At 68.7% G+C, this 15,916-nt stretch carries 20 protein-coding genes; 15 read left to right on the top strand and 5 right to left on the bottom strand.

The window, feature by feature from the left end; translation table 11 throughout:
- Positions 1 to 40: 40 nt before the first annotated feature.
- A complete protein-coding gene (locus AC1DSA_RS01880; RefSeq protein ID WP_477885468.1) occupies positions 41 to 796 on the top strand; it encodes a sulfite exporter TauE/SafE family protein in 756 nt (251 codons plus the stop codon).
- Between the two features lie 111 nt (positions 797 to 907).
- Here the strand turns inward: AC1DSA_RS01880 and kefC are convergent, their stop codons facing one another.
- Both kefC and kefF read right to left on the bottom strand, forming a co-directional pair.
- Positions 908 to 2,752 (bottom strand): glutathione-regulated potassium-efflux system protein KefC, encoded by a 1,845-nt coding sequence (kefC, locus tag AC1DSA_RS01875; protein ID WP_477885466.1) that lies wholly within the window; start codon positions 2,750 to 2,752, stop codon positions 908 to 910.
- Positions 2,752 to 3,387, bottom strand: coding sequence for a glutathione-regulated potassium-efflux system oxidoreductase KefF (gene kefF, locus AC1DSA_RS01870; RefSeq protein ID WP_477885464.1), 636 nt, complete (start codon positions 3,385 to 3,387; stop codon positions 2,752 to 2,754). Before kefF ends, kefC begins: the two co-directional genes overlap by 1 nt.
- Before the next feature lie 54 nt (positions 3,388 to 3,441).
- Here kefF and AC1DSA_RS01865 point away from each other — a divergent pair, with 54 nt between their 5' ends.
- Positions 3,442 to 4,059 (top strand): nucleotide-binding protein, encoded by a 618-nt coding sequence (locus AC1DSA_RS01865; RefSeq protein WP_477885462.1) that lies wholly within the window; start codon positions 3,442 to 3,444, stop codon positions 4,057 to 4,059.
- A 40-nt stretch (positions 4,060 to 4,099) separates the two neighbouring features.
- Complete coding sequence (locus tag AC1DSA_RS01860; RefSeq protein WP_477885460.1) at positions 4,100 to 4,555, top strand: MaoC family dehydratase; 456 nt, start codon at positions 4,100 to 4,102, stop codon at positions 4,553 to 4,555.
- A gap of 181 nt (positions 4,556 to 4,736) precedes the next feature.
- Here AC1DSA_RS01860 and trmL read toward each other — a convergent pair whose 3' ends face one another.
- A complete protein-coding gene (gene trmL, locus AC1DSA_RS01855; RefSeq protein WP_477885458.1) occupies positions 4,737 to 5,207 on the bottom strand; it encodes a tRNA (uridine(34)/cytosine(34)/5-carboxymethylaminomethyluridine(34)-2'-O)-methyltransferase TrmL in 471 nt (156 codons plus the stop codon).
- 23 nt (positions 5,208 to 5,230) lie between these two features.
- Positions 5,231 to 5,938: a phosphoribosyltransferase family protein gene (locus AC1DSA_RS01850; RefSeq protein WP_477885456.1), complete on the bottom strand. Its 708-nt coding sequence runs from the start codon at positions 5,936 to 5,938 to the stop codon at positions 5,231 to 5,233.
- A 28-nt stretch (positions 5,939 to 5,966) separates the two neighbouring features.
- Between AC1DSA_RS01850 and AC1DSA_RS01845 the strand changes: the two genes are divergently transcribed.
- The 8 genes from AC1DSA_RS01845 (at position 5,967) to AC1DSA_RS01810 (ending at position 12,186) form a co-directional block, all read left to right on the top strand.
- Positions 5,967 to 6,860, top strand: coding sequence for a class I SAM-dependent methyltransferase (locus tag AC1DSA_RS01845; protein WP_477885454.1), 894 nt, complete (start codon positions 5,967 to 5,969; stop codon positions 6,858 to 6,860).
- Positions 6,861 to 6,981: 121 nt separating this feature from the next.
- Positions 6,982 to 7,464 (top strand): DUF2244 domain-containing protein, encoded by a 483-nt coding sequence (locus AC1DSA_RS01840; RefSeq protein WP_477885452.1) that lies wholly within the window; start codon positions 6,982 to 6,984, stop codon positions 7,462 to 7,464.
- Between the two features lie 49 nt (positions 7,465 to 7,513).
- A complete protein-coding gene (gene coxB, locus AC1DSA_RS01835; RefSeq protein ID WP_477885450.1) occupies positions 7,514 to 8,674 on the top strand; it encodes a cytochrome c oxidase subunit II in 1,161 nt (386 codons plus the stop codon).
- 31 nt (positions 8,675 to 8,705) lie between these two features.
- Positions 8,706 to 10,382: a cytochrome c oxidase subunit I gene (gene ctaD / locus AC1DSA_RS01830; RefSeq protein WP_477885448.1), complete on the top strand. Its 1,677-nt coding sequence runs from the start codon at positions 8,706 to 8,708 to the stop codon at positions 10,380 to 10,382.
- Positions 10,382 to 10,510: a cytochrome oxidase small assembly protein gene (locus AC1DSA_RS01825; protein WP_477885446.1), complete on the top strand. Its 129-nt coding sequence runs from the start codon at positions 10,382 to 10,384 to the stop codon at positions 10,508 to 10,510. Before ctaD ends, AC1DSA_RS01825 begins: the two co-directional genes overlap by 1 nt.
- A gap of 3 nt (positions 10,511 to 10,513) precedes the next feature.
- Positions 10,514 to 11,104, top strand: a complete 591-nt coding sequence (locus AC1DSA_RS01820) for a cytochrome c oxidase assembly protein (RefSeq protein WP_477885444.1) — start codon at positions 10,514 to 10,516, stop codon at positions 11,102 to 11,104.
- Positions 11,101 to 11,283, top strand: a complete 183-nt coding sequence (locus tag AC1DSA_RS01815; RefSeq protein WP_477885442.1) for a DUF2970 domain-containing protein — start codon at positions 11,101 to 11,103, stop codon at positions 11,281 to 11,283. Before AC1DSA_RS01820 ends, AC1DSA_RS01815 begins: the two co-directional genes overlap by 4 nt.
- A gap of 21 nt (positions 11,284 to 11,304) precedes the next feature.
- Positions 11,305 to 12,186 (top strand): cytochrome c oxidase subunit 3, encoded by an 882-nt coding sequence (locus AC1DSA_RS01810; protein ID WP_477885440.1) that lies wholly within the window; start codon positions 11,305 to 11,307, stop codon positions 12,184 to 12,186.
- A gap of 57 nt (positions 12,187 to 12,243) precedes the next feature.
- On the opposite strand, the gene AC1DSA_RS01805 is transcribed toward AC1DSA_RS01810, so the two are convergent.
- The gene (locus tag AC1DSA_RS01805; RefSeq protein WP_477885438.1) at positions 12,244 to 12,462 is read right to left on the bottom strand and encodes a twin transmembrane helix small protein; all 219 of its coding nucleotides are present in this window, start codon (positions 12,460 to 12,462) and stop codon (positions 12,244 to 12,246) included.
- Positions 12,463 to 12,492: 30 nt separating this feature from the next.
- Between AC1DSA_RS01805 and AC1DSA_RS01800 the strand changes: the two genes are divergently transcribed.
- Genes AC1DSA_RS01800 through cyoE form a run of 4 tightly spaced genes read left to right on the top strand, consistent with a single transcriptional unit; the run spans position 12,493 to position 15,911 of the window.
- Positions 12,493 to 13,215, top strand: a complete 723-nt coding sequence (locus AC1DSA_RS01800; RefSeq protein ID WP_477885436.1) for an SURF1 family protein — start codon at positions 12,493 to 12,495, stop codon at positions 13,213 to 13,215.
- Positions 13,160 to 13,894 (top strand): SCO family protein, encoded by a 735-nt coding sequence (locus AC1DSA_RS01795; protein ID WP_477885434.1) that lies wholly within the window; start codon positions 13,160 to 13,162, stop codon positions 13,892 to 13,894. The genes AC1DSA_RS01800 and AC1DSA_RS01795 overlap by 56 nt, the downstream gene beginning before the upstream one ends.
- Positions 13,891 to 15,039, top strand: coding sequence for a COX15/CtaA family protein (locus AC1DSA_RS01790; RefSeq protein ID WP_477885432.1), 1,149 nt, complete (start codon positions 13,891 to 13,893; stop codon positions 15,037 to 15,039). The genes AC1DSA_RS01795 and AC1DSA_RS01790 overlap by 4 nt, the downstream gene beginning before the upstream one ends.
- The gene (gene cyoE, locus AC1DSA_RS01785; RefSeq protein ID WP_477885958.1) at positions 14,964 to 15,911 is read left to right on the top strand and encodes a heme o synthase; all 948 of its coding nucleotides are present in this window, start codon (positions 14,964 to 14,966) and stop codon (positions 15,909 to 15,911) included. The genes AC1DSA_RS01790 and cyoE overlap by 76 nt, the downstream gene beginning before the upstream one ends.
- Positions 15,912 to 15,916 lie beyond the last annotated feature (5 nt).

Genomic DNA, 15,916 nt, shown 5'->3' with positions numbered 1-15,916 from the left:
TGCCGGCGGGAGCGGGGCGCCGGCGCGGGACAATGCAGGCTTGAACCTTCCCCTGATCACCGACTGGCAGTTCTACGCGGCCGCCATCCCCGCCGTCCTGCTGCTGGGCCTCAGCAAGAGCGGCTTCGGCGCGGGCTTCGGCTCGCTCGCCGTGCCCATCATGGCGCTGGCCGTCACGGTGCCGCAGGCCGCGGCGATCCTGATGCCCATCCTGTTCGTGATGGACATCATGGGGCTGGCGGCGTACCGGGGCAAATGGGACGCCACGCTGCTGCGCTTCCTGATCCCCTTCGGGCTGCTGGGCACGGTGATCGGCACGCTGTCCTTCCGCCTGCTCGATGCGCGCCTGGTGGCGGGCATCGTGGGCGTGTTCACGCTGGTGTTCCTGGCGCAGCGCCTGCTGTTCCCGCCGCGCGCGGACAGTCCGCCGCCGCCGAAATGGCTGGGCGGGCTGCTCACCGCCACCTCCGGCTTCACCAGCTTCGTGGCCCACGCGGGCGGACCGCCGGTGAGCGCGTACGTGCTGCCGCTGCGGCTGCCGCCGGTGGCCTTTGCAGCGACCATGAGCGTGTTCTTCTTCGTGATCAACCTGAGCAAGTGGGTGCCCTACGGCTGGCTGGGGCTGCTGGACCTGCGCAACATGGCGACGTCGCTGGCACTGATGCCGTTTGCGCCGATCGGCGTGATCGCGGGCGTGCGGCTGGCGCACCGGATCGAACCGCGCCTGTTCTACCGCCTGCTGTACGCGGGCATGCTGCTCACCGGCCTGAAGCTGGTGTGGGATGCCTTCCTGTAGGCTGGCGGTGAGCGGAGCGAACCCCAGCGCTGCGCACATTGCCGGGGTTCGCCTGCGGGCTCACCCCAGCCTACGAAACGGTGTGGGACGCCTTTCTTCTGGCCGTCTGCCCTAGCCGCGGTCGCTGTCCCAGCCGGGCAGGCGCTCGGCGCCCCGCTTGCGCCGCGCCTCGGCCTCGGCCCGCTCGTTGGCCATCTGTTCCTCCAGCTGCTGCCGGCCGGCCTTGACCACGGCGATCAGGCGCTTGCGGTCCTGGTAGTGCGGGTGCATCTTCTCGAACAGTTCCATGTTGTGGCGGCGAAAGCGCACGGCCTGCTGCCGCGCCTCGTGCGGCGTCTGCCCCAGCACCTCCAGCACCGTGCGGCCGCTGCGCAGGCTGGATTCGAAGACCTCGCGTTCCACGCGCGTCACCCCGCGGTCGCGCAGCCGGTTCCAGTGCGTCACGTCGCGGGCGCGGGCGACCAGCTCCAGGTGCGGGAAATGCTCGTGCGCGAGGTCCACGATCTGCAGCGACTGTTCCTCGTCGTCCACCGCCACCACCAGCACCCGCGCGCTGCCGGCGCCCGCCGTGCGCAGCAGGTCGAGACGGGTCGCGTCACCGTAGTGCACCTTGTAGCCAAAGGAGCGCGCGGCCTCCACCATGTCGGCGTCGTGATCGAGGACTGTCGCACCGATGCCCTGCGCATTCAGCAGCCGGCCGATGATCTGGCCGTAGCGGCCGAAGCCCGCGATGATCACAGGCGCGTCCTGCGGCTCGCTCAGTTCGTCGAGCTGGCGGTTGCGCGCGTCCCAGCGCGGCAGCAGGAAGCGGTCCACCGCCACCAGCAGCAGCGGCGTGAGCAGCATCGAGACGGCGACCGCCCCGATCAGCAGCGACGCGGTTTCCGTCGAGAACACGCGCGCCCCGGCCGCCGCCTGGAACACCACGAAGGCGAACTCGCCGCCCTGCGCCAGCAGCAGCGTGAACACGGGGCGCTCGGCCAGGGGGATGCCCATCGGCCTGGCGATGGCCCAGATCACCGCGCACTTGAGCAGCATCAGGCCCGCGACGATCAGCGCCATCACGCCGGGCTGGCGGGCCAGCACGCCGAAGTCGATGCTCATGCCCACGGCGATGAAGAACAGGCCCAGCAGCAGGCCCTTGAACGGCTCGATGTCGGTCTCGAGCTCGCGCTTGTATTCGCTTTCCGCCAGCAGCACGCCGGCGAGAAAGGCGCCCAGCGCCATCGACAGGCCCACCAGCTGCATCAACGCGGCGATCGCCACCACCAGCAGCAGCGCCGCCGCGGTGAAGATCTCCGGCGTCCGGCTCTTGGCGATCAGGCGCAGCAGCGGCCGCAGCAGCAGCCGACCACCGAGGATGATCCCGCCGATCACCAGCACGATGCGCACCGCCTCCCAGAGCGTGTGGCCATCGTCCGGCCTGGTGTCCGCCACCGTGCCGAGCAGGGGCAGCAGCGCGAGGATCGGGATCGCGGCGACGTCCTGGAACAGCAGGATGGAAAAACCGGCCTGGCCGCTGCTGGTGGGCAGCAGGTTGCGCTCGCCCATGACCTGCAGCGCGATCGCGGTCGACGAGAGCGCCAGGCCCAGCGCCGCGACCAGCGACGTGCGCCAGGGCGCGCCGAACAGCACGCCCGCCGCGAACAGCAGCGCCGCGCAGCCCAGCACCTGCGCGCTGCCCCAGCCGAAGATCGGCCGGCGCAGGCTCCACAGCCGGCGCGGCTCCAGCTCCAGGCCGATCAGGAACAGCATCAGCACCACGCCGAACTCGGCGAAATGCAGGATGTCCTCCACGTTGCGCACCAGCCCGAAGCCCCAGGGCCCGATGACGATGCCGGCGGCGAGGTAGCCCAGGATGGAGCCGAGGCCGATCGCCTTGGACAGGGGCACCGCGATGACGGCGGCGGACAGGTAGATCAGGCTGTTGACCAGCCAGGCCGGGGCGTGTTCCATCAGTCGGTTTCCGAGGCCGGCACCGGCCGGTCGGCCACGGGCACGTCGGTGATGGGGCACTCGCCCAGGCCCTCCAGCTCGGGCCAGTCCGGATAGCTTGCCAGGCGCTGGCGGAACACGTCGGCGTGCGCCTGCACTTCGCGTTCGCCCACGCGATGGGCGCCGTGCAGCAGCAAGGGCGGCAGGAAGCGCATGCGGCACAGGGCCGCGGTCTGCTCATAGGGCGGCAGGAAGGCGTCGAAGAAGTAGCGGTTGTAGCCCTGCGGGTGGTAGGAGCCTTCTGGCCCGCCGGTGCTGGCCACCAGCCAGAGGTCCTTGCCGCGCAGCGCGGTGCCCGCACGCCCATAGGCCCAGCCGTAACGCAGCACCTCGTCCAGCCAGAGCTTCATCAGCGCCGGCATCGAGTACCACTGGATCGGGTGCAACAGGACCAGCAGGGTGGCCGCTTCGGCGCTGGCCTGTTCCGCGGCGACGTCGATGTCGTAGTCCGGGTAGCTGCCATACAGGTCGCGGACCTGCACGCCGGGCACCGAACGGGCCTCGTCGAACAGCTGTCGCGTCACCCGCGATTCGCGCCAGCTGGGGTGCGCCGCCAGGACATAGACACCCGCACGCCGGTTTGCGAACTCATCCATGCCCTGTAACATAGCTTATGCGGCTCCCCGGGCCGCGCACAGAGGAGCCCGTCGATGCCGGTTGTCGTTGTTGCCAATCCGAAAGGCGGGGTGGGCAAGACCACCGTCGCCACCAACATTGCCGGCTACTTCGCCAGGCAAGGCCGCCAGGTGATGCTGGGCGATGCGGACCGCCAGCAGTCCTCCAGATTATGGCTGCGCCTGCGGCCGCCGGAGGCCCGACCGATCGCCAGCTGGGAAGTGGGGGAAGGGCAGATCGCCAAGCCGCCCAAGGGCACCACCCACGTGGTGCTGGACACCCCGGCCGGCATGCACGGCAAGTGGATGGAAGACACGCTGCGCTCGGCCGACAAGGTGGTCGTGCCGCTGCAGCCCAGCATCTTCGACATCTATGCCACCCGCGCCTTCCTCGATGAGCTCGCGCACCATCGCAAGGCGGGCAGGATGCAGGTGGGCATCGTCGGCATGCGGGTGGACGCGCGCACCATCGCCGCAGACAAGCTGCAGGAGTTCGTGGACGCGCTAGGCCTGCCGGTGCTGGGCTTCCTGCGGCCCACGCAGAACTACGTGCACCTGGCCGCGCGCGGCCTGACGCTGTTCGACGTCGCCCCTTCCAAGGTGGAGCGCGACCTGGAGCAGTGGCAAGGCATCCAGCGCTGGCTGGACGCGTAGGCGACGCCCGGCGCGGCGCCGGCATTGCTACATTGCGCCGATGAAGATCTTCCAATCGCTCACCGAGCTGCCCGCGCTGGTCGGCCAGGAAGTCGCCGTCAGCGGCTGGATCACCATCACCCAGCAGCAGGTCGACCTGTTTGCGCAGGCGACGGGCGACCACCAGTGGATCCACGTGGACCCCGAGCGCGCCAAGCAAGGCCCGTTCGGCACCACCATCGCCCACGGCTTCCTGACCCTGTCGCTGATCCCGACCTTCTTCGACAACGCGATGGAAGTGCAGGACACCAAGATGGGCGTGAACTACGGGTTGAACCGCGTGCGCTTCACCTCGCCGGTGCCGGTGGGCAGCCGGCTGCGGGCGCGGCTGCAGCTCATCGACTGCGCCGAGATCACCGGCAACGGCTACCAGATGACCTGGGGCGTGAGCATCGAACGCGAAGGCAGCGACAAGCCGGTGTGCATCGCCGAGTCGATCAGCCGCCGCTACGCCTGAACGTACCTGCCGTTACGCCGGGCAAAAAGAAGCCCGCCGAAGCGGGCCTGGAAGAAAGGAGTCTGGGTTGCCTGGCCTGCCCTTTCGGGGCCGGTTAGGACCCACATGCGGGACTCGCCGTACGCTTTCAAACACAGCCGCGTGCAACAGAGTATGGCTTCTGTGGCCGATCGCACAGTGCTCAGCCAGCGCCGGCGAAACCCTGCTGGCGCCATGCTTCGAACACCGTTACCGCGACCGCATTGGACAGGTTGAGGCTGCGTTGCCCGGCGCGCATCGGCAGCCTCAGCCGCTGGTCCGGCGCGAAGCTCTCCAGGACGGTCGCCGGCAGGCCGGCCGTCTCCGATCCGAACACCAGCCAGTCCCCCGGCGAGAACGCCACCTCGTGGACCGGTCGCGTGCCGCGCGTGCTGAGGGCGAACATGCGCGCGGCGTCCGGCCGTTCGCTGGTGAGCAGGGCAGGCCAGTCGGCGTGCTTCCGGACCTCGGCGTACTCGTGGTAATCGAGGCCGGCACGCCGCATCAGGCGGTCCTCCATGGAAAAACCCAGCGGCTCGACCAGGTGCAGCGTGCAGCCCGTGTTCGCGGCCAGCCGGATCACGTTGCCGGTGTTCGGCGGGATCTCGGGCGCGACCAGGACGATGTGGAACATGGCCGGATTGTCGGCCACCCGCTTCAGTCGTCGGGCTCGTCGGTGCGGGCCAGCACCACCGCGCCCACGCGCCGCGCGCCGGCCTGGCGCAGCGCCTGGGCGGCAGCGTGCAGCGAGGCGCCGCTGGTCATCACGTCGTCCACCAGCAGCACGCAGCGGCCGCGCACTTCGTCCACGCGCAGCGGATCGACGCCGAAGGCGTTGCCCACGTTGGCCTGGCGGGCGCGCCGGTCCAGCGCCACCTGCGACCCGGTCTCGCGCAGGCGCAGCAGCAGCTTCGCCTCGACCTTGCGGGGATCGAGCCGGCGCGCCAGCAGCAGCGCCTGGTTGAAGCCGCGCTCGGCCAGCCGCCGCGCCGCGAGCGGCATCGGCAGCAGCAGGTCGGCGGCGTCCAGTTCCTGCCGCAGGCCGGCGATGCCGGCCATCCGTTCCGCCAGGGCCTGGGCCCACCACGGCTCGCCGCTGAACTTGAAGCGCGCGACGAGGCCGGACCAGGGATAGGCATAGCCGACCGCGGCGAAGCAGGCATCCAGGGGCGGCGGCGTGCGCAGGCAGGCGCCACACACGGAGGTGCCGGCCGGCAGCGGGAGGGCGCAGGTGGCGCAGCGGTGCTGCGGCTGCGCGAAGCGGCTCACGCAGGCATCGCACAGCGGACGCGCAGGCCACGCGCCGCAGACGGCGCAGCGGCTCGGGGGATGGGGAACCCAGCGCTGCAGCCAGGCGGTGCGCATCGGCTCAATATACTTGCCTGCCCCGTCCATGGCATCCGAACGTCCCCCCACCATCGATCCCCTTGCCGCCGCCCGCTGGCAGCGCGCGGCGCCTGCGCCCAGCCCCTGGCTGCACGAGGAGGTGGGGCGGCGCATGGAGGAACGCCTGCAGTGGATCAAGCGCGCGCCGCCGGCCTGGGCCGACTGGGAGCCGGTGCGCGGCGGGCTGGACGCCCACGCGCTGGTCGCGCAGCGCTATCCGCAGTCGCGGGTGCACGTGACGGAGCCAGTGGCGGCGCGCGCCGTGGTGGCGCGCGAGCGGCTGGCCAGGCCGTGGTGGAAGCGGCTGGCGGGCGGCAGCGTGGAGACCGGTGCCGTGCCCGCGGGCAGCGTGCAGATGCTCTGGTCCAACATGCTGCTGCACATGAGCGCGGATCCGCAGGCGCTGATGCGCGAGTGGCATGCGGCGCTGGCGGTCGATGGCTTCCTGATGTTCTCCTGCCTGGGTCCGGACACGCTGCAGCAGTTGCGCGCAGCCTACAGCGCGGCGGGCTGGCCGCCGCCGGCGCACGAATTCACCGACATGCACGACTGGGGCGACATGCTCGTGCACACCGGCTTCGCCGAGCCGGTGATGGACATGGAGCGCATCACGCTGGCCTTTGACTCGCCCGAACGGCTGCTCTCGGAGCTGCGCGAACTGGGCGCCAACCTGCATCCCGCGCGCTTTCCCGCGCTGCGCGGAAAGGCCTGGCGGGCCCGCCTGCACGAGGTGCTGGACACGCAGCTGCGCGGCCCCGACGGGAAGCTCACGCTCACGTTCGAGATCATCTACGGTCATGCGCTCAAGCCGGTGCCGCGCGCCCGCATGGGCGAGCAGACCGCGGTGTCGATGGACGACATGCGCGCCATGCTGCAGTCCGAGCGCCGCGGTCGGGAATAGCTCCGGCGCGCTTGCGCCGCATCAAGGCGCAATGGCCGCCCACCTTGCGCGGCATCAAGGCAGGTTTCACCGGAAAGTGGCATATCCAAGGCCGCTACAATGCGCGGTTGATTTACGTGCGATGACCGTGTCGGACCTGATCTTCCGCTTCGCCACCGTCCAGGGCCAGGCCATCCACTGGTTCCTCGGACGCAACTGCTCGGTGACGCCGGCCCAGCTGGGCTGGCTGTATGCCTCGCTGTGCGTGGTGACGCTGGGAATCGGGACCTTCTTCTGGTTCCAGGGTGCGGTGTTGATCCTCCCGTTCGCTTGGCTCGAACTGGCGGCCGTGGGTGCCGCCTTCGTGGTCTACGCGCGGCATGCGGCGGACCGCGAGCACATCCTCCTTTCGGGGCGGAGGCTCGTGGTGGAACTGGAGCATGCCGGGCGGCTGCAGCGGGCGGAATTCAACCGCGACTGGGTCCGGGTGGAGCCGGCGGTGGACGACCTCTCCCTGATCGAGGTATCGGGGCAGGGCCGGCGGGTGATCGTCGGGCGCTACCTGCGGCCGGAACTGCGGCCGCAGCTGGCGCGCGAGATCCGCAGGGCGCTGCGCGAGGCATAGGCCGCGGACGACGCGGGACGGGTTTTTAGAAGGCTTGAGGCTGAAAACGATGAAGAGTAATTCGAAGATCGCGGCACTGCTCTCGTTGGCGGGCGGGCTGGCCACGGCGCACGCCGCGGTGCAGGACCTCCCCGGCGGCCCCGGCGTGCGCCAGCTCAACCTGCACGCCGCGGCCACGCGCATCGCGGTCGAAATCTCGTGGCTGCACTGGTTCATGCTGATCACCTGCATCGTGATCTTCATCGCGGTGTTCTCCGTGATGTTCTATTCCATCTGGAAGCACCGCAAGTCGGTCGGCCACAAGCCGGCCAACTTCCACGAGTCGGTGACCGTGGAAGTCATCTGGACCATCATCCCCTTCCTGATCGTGATCGGGATGGCGCTGCCGGCCACCAAGGTGCTGGTCGCATCCAAGGACACCTCCAACGCCGACCTGACCATCAAGGCCACCGGCTACCAGTGGAAGTGGGGCTACGACTACCTCAGCGGCGACGCGCAGGGCGTCAGCTTCGTCTCCACCCTGGACAGCACCCATCGCGAAATGTCGAACGACGGCGCCCGCGCCGCCGACATGCCCAACGACTACCTGCTGAAGGTCGACAACCCGCTGGTGGTGCCGGTCAACCGCAAGATCCGCATCATCACCACCGCCAACGACGTGATCCACGCCTGGGGCGTGCCCGCCTTCGGCGTCAAGCAGGACGCGATTCCCGGCTTCGTGCGTGACACCTGGTTCCGCAGCGAGAAGATCGGCGACTTCTACGGCCAGTGCTACGAGCTGTGCGGCAAGGAGCACGCCTACATGCCCATCCACGTGAAGGTGGTGAGCCAGGAAGACTTCGTCAAGTGGACCGGCGACCAGAAGAAGCTGATAGCCGCCAAGGCCGACGACCCCGCCAAGGTCTGGCAGCTCGGGGACATCGTCGCCCGCGGCGAGAAGGTGTACGCCGCCAACTGCGCGGCCTGCCACCAGGCCAACGGCAAGGGTGCCGGCCCGATCCTGCCGCTGGACGGCTCTCCCATCGTCACCGACGCCGACAAGAACAAGCAGATCCACGTGGTGCTCAACGGCCGCAACGCGATGCCGGCCTGGAAGCAGCTGAGCGACACGGACCTCGCCGCCGTGATCAGCTACACCAAGAACCACTGGAGCAACAAGACCGGCCAGGTCGTGCAGCCCGCCGAAGTGCTGGCGCAGCGCGGCAAGTGATCGAGGGCAGAGGAATCAAGAGGAACACCAGATGAGCGCAGTTCTCGACCCCCACGGCCACGCTGCCGGACACGACGACCACCACGACCACGCGCCCGCCGGCTGGCGGCGCTGGGTCTATGCGACCAACCACAAGGACATCGGGACCCTGTACCTGCTGTTCGCCTTCTTCATGCTGATGTTCGGCGGCGTGCTGGCCCTGTTGATCCGCACCGAGCTGTTCCAGCCCGGCCTGCAGCTGGTCAACCCCGAGCTGTTCAACCAGCTGACCACCATGCACGGCCTGATCATGGTGTTCGGCGCGATCATGCCGGCCTTCGTGGGCTTCGCGAACTGGATGGTGCCGCTGCAGATCGGCGCGCCCGACATGGCCTTCGCCCGCATGAACAACTTCAGCTTCTGGCTGATGGTTCCCGCCGGCATCATGCTGGCCGGCTCGTTCTTCATGCCCGGCGGCGCGCCCGCCGCCGGCTGGACGCTGTACGCGCCGCTGACCCTGCAGATGGGCCCGTCGATGGACGCCGGCATCTTCGCGATGCACATCCTGGGCGCCTCCTCGATCATGGGCTCCATCAACATCATCGTGACCATCCTCAACATGCGCGCCCCCGGCATGACGCTGATGAAGATGCCGATGTTCTGCTGGACCTGGCTGATCACCGCCTACCTGCTGATCGCCGTGATGCCCGTGCTGGCCGGCGCGATCACAATGACGCTGACCGACCGCCACTTCGGCACGACCTTCTTCAACCCCGCGGGCGGCGGCGACCCGGTGATGTACCAGCACATCTTCTGGTTCTTCGGCCACCCCGAGGTCTACATCATGATCCTGCCGGCCTTCGGCATCATCAGCCAGGTCGTGCCGGCCTTCGCGCGCAAGCGCCTGTTCGGCTACGCCTCCATGGTGTACGCGACCAGCTCGATCGCCATCCTGTCGTTCATCGTGTGGGCGCACCACATGTTCACCACCGGCATGCCGGTGACCGGCCAGCTGTTCTTCATGTACGCGACCATGCTGATCGCGGTGCCGACGGCCGTGAAGATCTTCAACTGGATCGCGACCATGTGGCAGGGCTCGATGACCTTCGAGACGCCGATGCTGTTCGCGGTGGGCTTCATCTTCGTGTTCACCATCGGCGGCTTCACCGGCCTGATCCTGGCCATGGCCCCGATCGACCTGCTGCTGCAGGACACCTACTACGTGGTGGCGCACTTCCACTACGTGCTGGTGGCCGGGTCGCTGTTCGCCATGTTCTCCGGCGCCTACTACTGGATGCCCAAGTGGACCGGCGTGATGTACAACGAGTCGCGCGGCAAGATCCACTTCTGGTGGTCGCTGATCTCCTTCAACGTCACCTTCTTCCCGATGCACTTCCTGGGCCTGGCCGGCATGCCCCGCCGCTACGCCGACTACCCGATGCAGTTCGCCGACTTCAACATGTGGGCTTCGGTGGGCGCGTTCTTCTTCGGCTTCGCGCAGGTGTACTTCTTCTTCTTCATCGTGCTGCCGTGCATGCGCGGCCAGGGCAAGCCCGCCGGCCAGCGCCCGTGGAACGACCCGGACGGCAAGGGCGCCGAAGGCCTGGAGTGGGAAGTGCCGTCGCCGGCGCCCTTCCACACCTTCGAGACGCCCCCGCGCCTGGACCCGACCGCGACCCGCGTGCTGGATGCGCGCGTGCAGCCGGAAAACCCGGCGGGCGTGCATTGATGCAGACCGCAGAGATGCGCGGCGACGACCGCAAGAAGAGCAACCTGCGACTGGCGCTGATCCTGGCGTCGGTGGCCCTGGTGTTCTTTGTCGGCTTCATGGCCAAGATGGTGCTGCTGGGCAGGTAAGCGATGGCCATCGGCGCGGAAAACCGGAAGATGGTGGGCAAGCTGGCCGTGATCGCGGCCGGCATGTTCGCCTTCGGCTATGCGCTGATCCCCATCTACAAGCACATCTGCGAACTCACCGGCATCAACATCCTCGCCCTGGGCGAAAAGCAGGTGCCCGGCGGATCGACCGCCTCGGCCAACACCCAGGTGGACCGCACCCGGACGATCACCGTGGAGTTCGACGCCAACGCGCGCGGCCCCTGGATGTTCAAGCCGGCGCAGGCGTCGATCCAGGTGCACCCGGGCGAGCTCGCCACCGTGATGTACGAGTTCCAGAACGTGCAGGACCACAGGATGGCCGCGCAGGCCATCCCCAGCTATGCGCCGCGGCAGGCCTCGGCGCATTTCAACAAGCTGGAGTGCTTCTGCTTCAACCAGTACACGCTGGAGCCGGGTGAAAAGAAACAATGGCCGGTGGCGTTCGTCATCGACCCGCGGTTGCCGAAGGACGTGAAGACCATCACGCTGTCCTATACCTTCTTCGAGGTGGGCGGGAAGACGCCCGCGGCGCCGTCGGCGTCCGCCAAGCCCTCGACGGGAGTTCCGGGATGAGCGTGTTGCGCACGGTGAAGACCGTGCTGTGGTCGTTCGTCGGCATCCGCAAGAAGAGCGAGTACGAGGAGGACCTGGGCAAGGCCAACCCCTTCCACATCATCGCCGTGGCGCTGGTCGCCGTGGGGCTGTTCGTGGTGGGGCTGATCACCCTGGTCAACTGGGTCGTCAAGAATTAGGAATAGGTATCAGGAGTCGACATGAGCTCTAGCGCACCGGGAACAACGTCCCATTACTACGTGCCCCAGCCGTCGCGCCACCCGGCGTTCGCGGCCTTCGGACTGTTCTTCATCATCTTCGGCGCGGCCAACTGGATCAACGGCGTCGACTGGGGCAAGTACTCCCTGACCTTTGGCCTGCTGTGGCTGTTCTGGGTGCTGTTCCAGTGGTTCCGCGACGCCGCGCGCGAGAGCGAGGGCGGGGTGTACGGCCGAAAGATCGACCTGTCCTTCCGCTGGAGCATGAGCTGGTTCATCTTCTCGGAGGTGATGTTCTTCGGCGCCTTCTTCACGGCCCTGTGGTGGATGCGCGCGCACTCGGTGCCGGCGCTGGGCGGCCTGGACAACAGCCTGCTGTGGCCCGACTTCAAGGCCGTGTGGCCCAGCGTCGCCCCCGGCACCACCGCCTCCCCGGGCGGCATCATCGAGCCCTTCGAGGTCATGACGCCGTTCTGGCTGCCGACGATCAACACGGCGCTGCTGCTCACCTCCGGCGTCACGCTGACCATCGCGCACCACGCCTTGCGCGCGGGCCATCGCGGCACCACCGTGCTGTGGATGTGGCTCACCGTGATCCTGGGCTTCACCTTCGTGTGCGTGCAGGGCTACGAGTACTTCCACGCGTACCACGAGATGAACCTGAAGCTCAGCTCGGGCGCCTACGGTTCCACCTTCTTCATGCTCACCGGCTTCCACGGCTTCCACGTGATCGTGGGCATGCTGATGCTGTTCTTCATCACCATCCGCTTGATGAAGGGCCACTTCACGCCGGATCGCCACTTCGGTTTCGAGGGCGCGGCCTGGTACTGGCACTTCGTGGACGTGGTCTGGCTGTTCCTGTACACGCTGGTGTACTGGCTCTGAGCGACCGCAGGGACGAAGGATGCAGGGGCCGCGCAAGCGGCCCTTGTCTTTGCAGCACTACTTCAGGGGAATGCCGGTCGGGCGGATGTAGCCGAACTTCCAGGCGAGCAGGATGCACACGAACAGCAGGATGGAGAAGCCCACGCGGAACGCCAGCGCGCGCGCCATGTTGCTGGTCTTGGCCTTGCCGTCCTGCCCGTCCTTCATCATGAAGTACAGCGCCGAGCCGAGGCTGGCGATGATGGCCAAGAAGCCGGCGACCACGAGGTATTTCATGCCGCCGATTATCCGTGGCGGGTCGCGGCCGTGCTGAAGCGCGTGGTGATCGCCGTCGCTGCACTGCTTGGCGTGGCGGCGACCGTGAGCCTCGGCTTCTGGCAGTGGGATCGCGGTCGGCAGCGCGACGCGCTGCACGCGGCCATCGAAGCGCGGGCTGCGACCGCCCCCGTCTCCGCGGCCGATCTGCTTGCGCCCGGTGCCGATCCACAGCGTCTGCTGCACCGTCCCGTCGTGCTGCGCGGCGAATGGGTGCCGGCACGCACGGTCTTCCTGGACAACCGGCAGATGAACGGGGTGCCCGGCTTCTACGTGGTGACGCCCCTGCGGCTGGAGGGCGCGCGCGGCGTGGTGCTGGTGCAGCGCGGATGGGTGCAGCGCCACTTCGACCGGCGCGAGGAACTGCCGCCGGTGCCGACGCCCGCCGGCACGGTGGAGGTCCGCGGCCGCTTGGCCCCGCCCCCCGCCAAGCTATATGCCTTCGCCACGGAAGAGAAGGGGCCGATCCGGCAAAATCTCGACTTGGCCCGTTTCCGCGCGGAAACCGGCCTGGACCTGCTGCCGCTCTCCCTGCAGCAGGCCGGTGCGCCATCCGAAGGATTGCTGCGGCAGTGGCCGCAGGCCGGCAGCGGCGCGGAGAAGAACTTCGGTTATGCCTTCCAGTGGTGGGCCCTCGCCGCGCTGATCGCCATCCTCTATGTCTGGTTCCAAATCGTCCTCCCCCGCCGCAGGCAAGCTCCCCGGCCTTCTTGAGCAGCCCCTGGGGCTCACGGTGCATTCGCTGCCGCAGCCGCAGGAGGCCGCCATGGCGGACGAGCAGCGCACGCGCCAGGGCCGCTGGAAGATGCTGGTCGTGGCCGCCGTGTGCGCGGCGCCGGTGATCGCATCCTATTTCGCCTACTACGTGGTGCGGCCGGAAGCCCGGCGCAGCCACGGCGAACTGATCGAGCCTCAGCGCCCCATTCCATCGATCACCGGCAAGGACCTCGCGGGCCGGCCCGTGAGCCTGCCCACGCTGCAGGGCCAGTGGCTGCTGGTGAGCGTGGCCGGCGGCGCCTGCGATGCGGAGTGCGAACGCAACCTGTACCTGCAGCGCCAGCTGCGCGAAGGCCTGGGCAAGGACAAGGATCGGCTGGACTGGGTCTGGCTGGTGCCCGACGAGGTGCCGGTCCGCGACAGCCTGAAGCCGGCGCTGCAGCAGGCCATCGTGCTGCGCGTGGACGCCGCGCAGCTCGCCCAGTGGCTGTCGCCCGCCAGCGGCCGCCAGCTCGCCGACCACCTGTATGTCGTCGACCCGATGGGCCACTGGATGATGCGCTTCCCGCCGACGGACGATGCTGCCGGCGCGGCCAAGGTGCGCAAGGACCTGGAGCGGCTGATGCGCGCCTCGGCAGGCTGGGACCGGCCCGGACGCGAGGGCGTGCCGCGATGACGGATGCAGCGCTGTACGACCTGGCGCCGGCGCTGCGCGTGGCCCTGCTGGGCATCGTGGTGGCGTCGGGTCCGCTGGCCTGGGTCTGGCTGCGCAACCGGCAGGCCGCGCCGGCGCAGCGCCTGGCCGCGCTCACGCTGCTGACGCTGTTCCTCACCTTCGACCTGGTGCTGTTCGGCGCGTTCACGCGGCTCACCGACTCCGGCCTCGGCTGTCCCGACTGGCCGGGCTGCTACGGCAACGCCAGCCCGGTCGGCGCGGTCCACGAGATTCGCGCGGAGGAAGCACGCCTGCCCACGGGACCGGTGACGCACGGCAAGGCGTGGGTGGAGATGGTCCACCGCTACCTCGCCACGGGCGTCGGCGTGCTGATCGCGACGCTGGCGCTCGCGACCTGGCTGCAACGCAAGCGCGGCGTGCCGGTCCAGCCGCGCTGGCCGGCCTTCACGCTGGCGTGGGTGTGCCTGCAGGGCGCATTCGGAGCGCTCACCGTGACGATGAAGCTGTTTCCCGCGATCGTGACCCTGCACCTGCTCGGTGGCCTGGTGCTGCTGGCCTTGCTGGCGATGCAGGCCGTCGCCTACCGGCAGGCTCAGCGCGGCACCGGCCCCATGCCGATCCCGTCGGGTGTCCGCCACTGGCTTGTGGGCGCCTCCGTGCTGCTGTGGCTGCAGGCGGCGCTGGGCGGCTGGGTGAGCACCAATTACGCGGTCCTCGCGTGCAGTGAATTCCCCACCTGCCAGGGCAGCTGGTGGCCGCTGATGGACTTCCGCCAGGGCTTCGAGTTGTGGCGTGACCTGGGCAAGACGGGCGCGGGCGAGCACATCGCGTTCGAGGCGCTCACGGCGATCCACTACACCCACCGGCTCGCGGCCTACGCGCTGTTCGTGGCGCTGGGCGTGCTGGCGTGGCGCCTGCGCGGCGGCCCGCTGCACGCCATGAGCCGCGTGCTCGCGGGCCTCGCCCTCTGGCAGTTCGCCAGCGGCCTGTCGAACGTGGTGCTCGGTTGGCCGCTGGTGGCCGCGGTCGCCCACACCGGCGGCGCGGCGGCCCTGGTGGTCGCGCTGACCTGGGCGCTGCGCGAGAGCCGCCCCCAGGCGGCGCGCGACGGCCTGTCGCTTTCCACGCGCAAGGTGTCGGCATGAACGCGAGCGTCGTGCGCCAGTTCTATGCGCTGATGAAGCCGCGCGTGATCCAGCTGATCGTCTTCTGCGCGCTGATCGGCATGGTGCTGGCGGTTCCGGGGCTTCCGACCTGGAACGAGGTGCGCATCGCGCTGATCGCCTGCATCGGCATCTGGCTGGTCGCCGGCGCCGCGGCCGCGTTCAACTGCCTGGTGGAAAAGGGCATCGACGCCAAGATGCGCCGCACCGCGTGGCGGCCCACGGCCAAGGGGGAGCTGAGCGACTGGCAGACGATGCTGTTCTCCGCTTCGCTGTGCGCGCTCGGTTCCTGGGTCCTGTACGCGTGGGTCAACCCGCTCACGATGTGGCTGACGCTGGCCACCTTCATCGGCTATGCGGTGATCTACACCGTGATCCTCAAGCCGCTGACGCCGCAGAACATCGTGATCGGCGGTGCGTCCGGCGCGATGCCGCCGGTGCTGGGCTGGGCCGCCCTGCGCGGCGACGTCGGCCCCGAGGCGCTGATCCTGTTCCTCATCATCTTCCTGTGGACGCCGCCGCACTTCTGGGCGCTGGCGCTGTACCGCGTGGAGGACTACCGCAAGTCGGGCCTGCCCATGCTGCCGGTGACGCACGGCAACGAATTCACGCGGCTGCAGATCCTGCTGTACACGATCGTGCTGTTCGCCGCCTGCCTGATGCCGTTCGCCTACGGCATGAGTTCCTGGCTGTACCTGGCCGCGGCCCTGGTCCTCAGTGCGGGCTTCACCTGGTACGGGTTCCAGCTGTGGCGCGAGTACTCCGACGCGCTGGCGCGCAAGACCTTCCGCTTTTCCCTGATCCACCTCAGCGCGCTGTTCGCGGCACTCCTGGTGGACCACTACCTCCTGTGAGCACC

The organism is Ramlibacter sp. P4_H7 (genome assembly GCF_056400765.1).
This window is presented reverse-complemented; position numbering and strand designations above follow the sequence as displayed.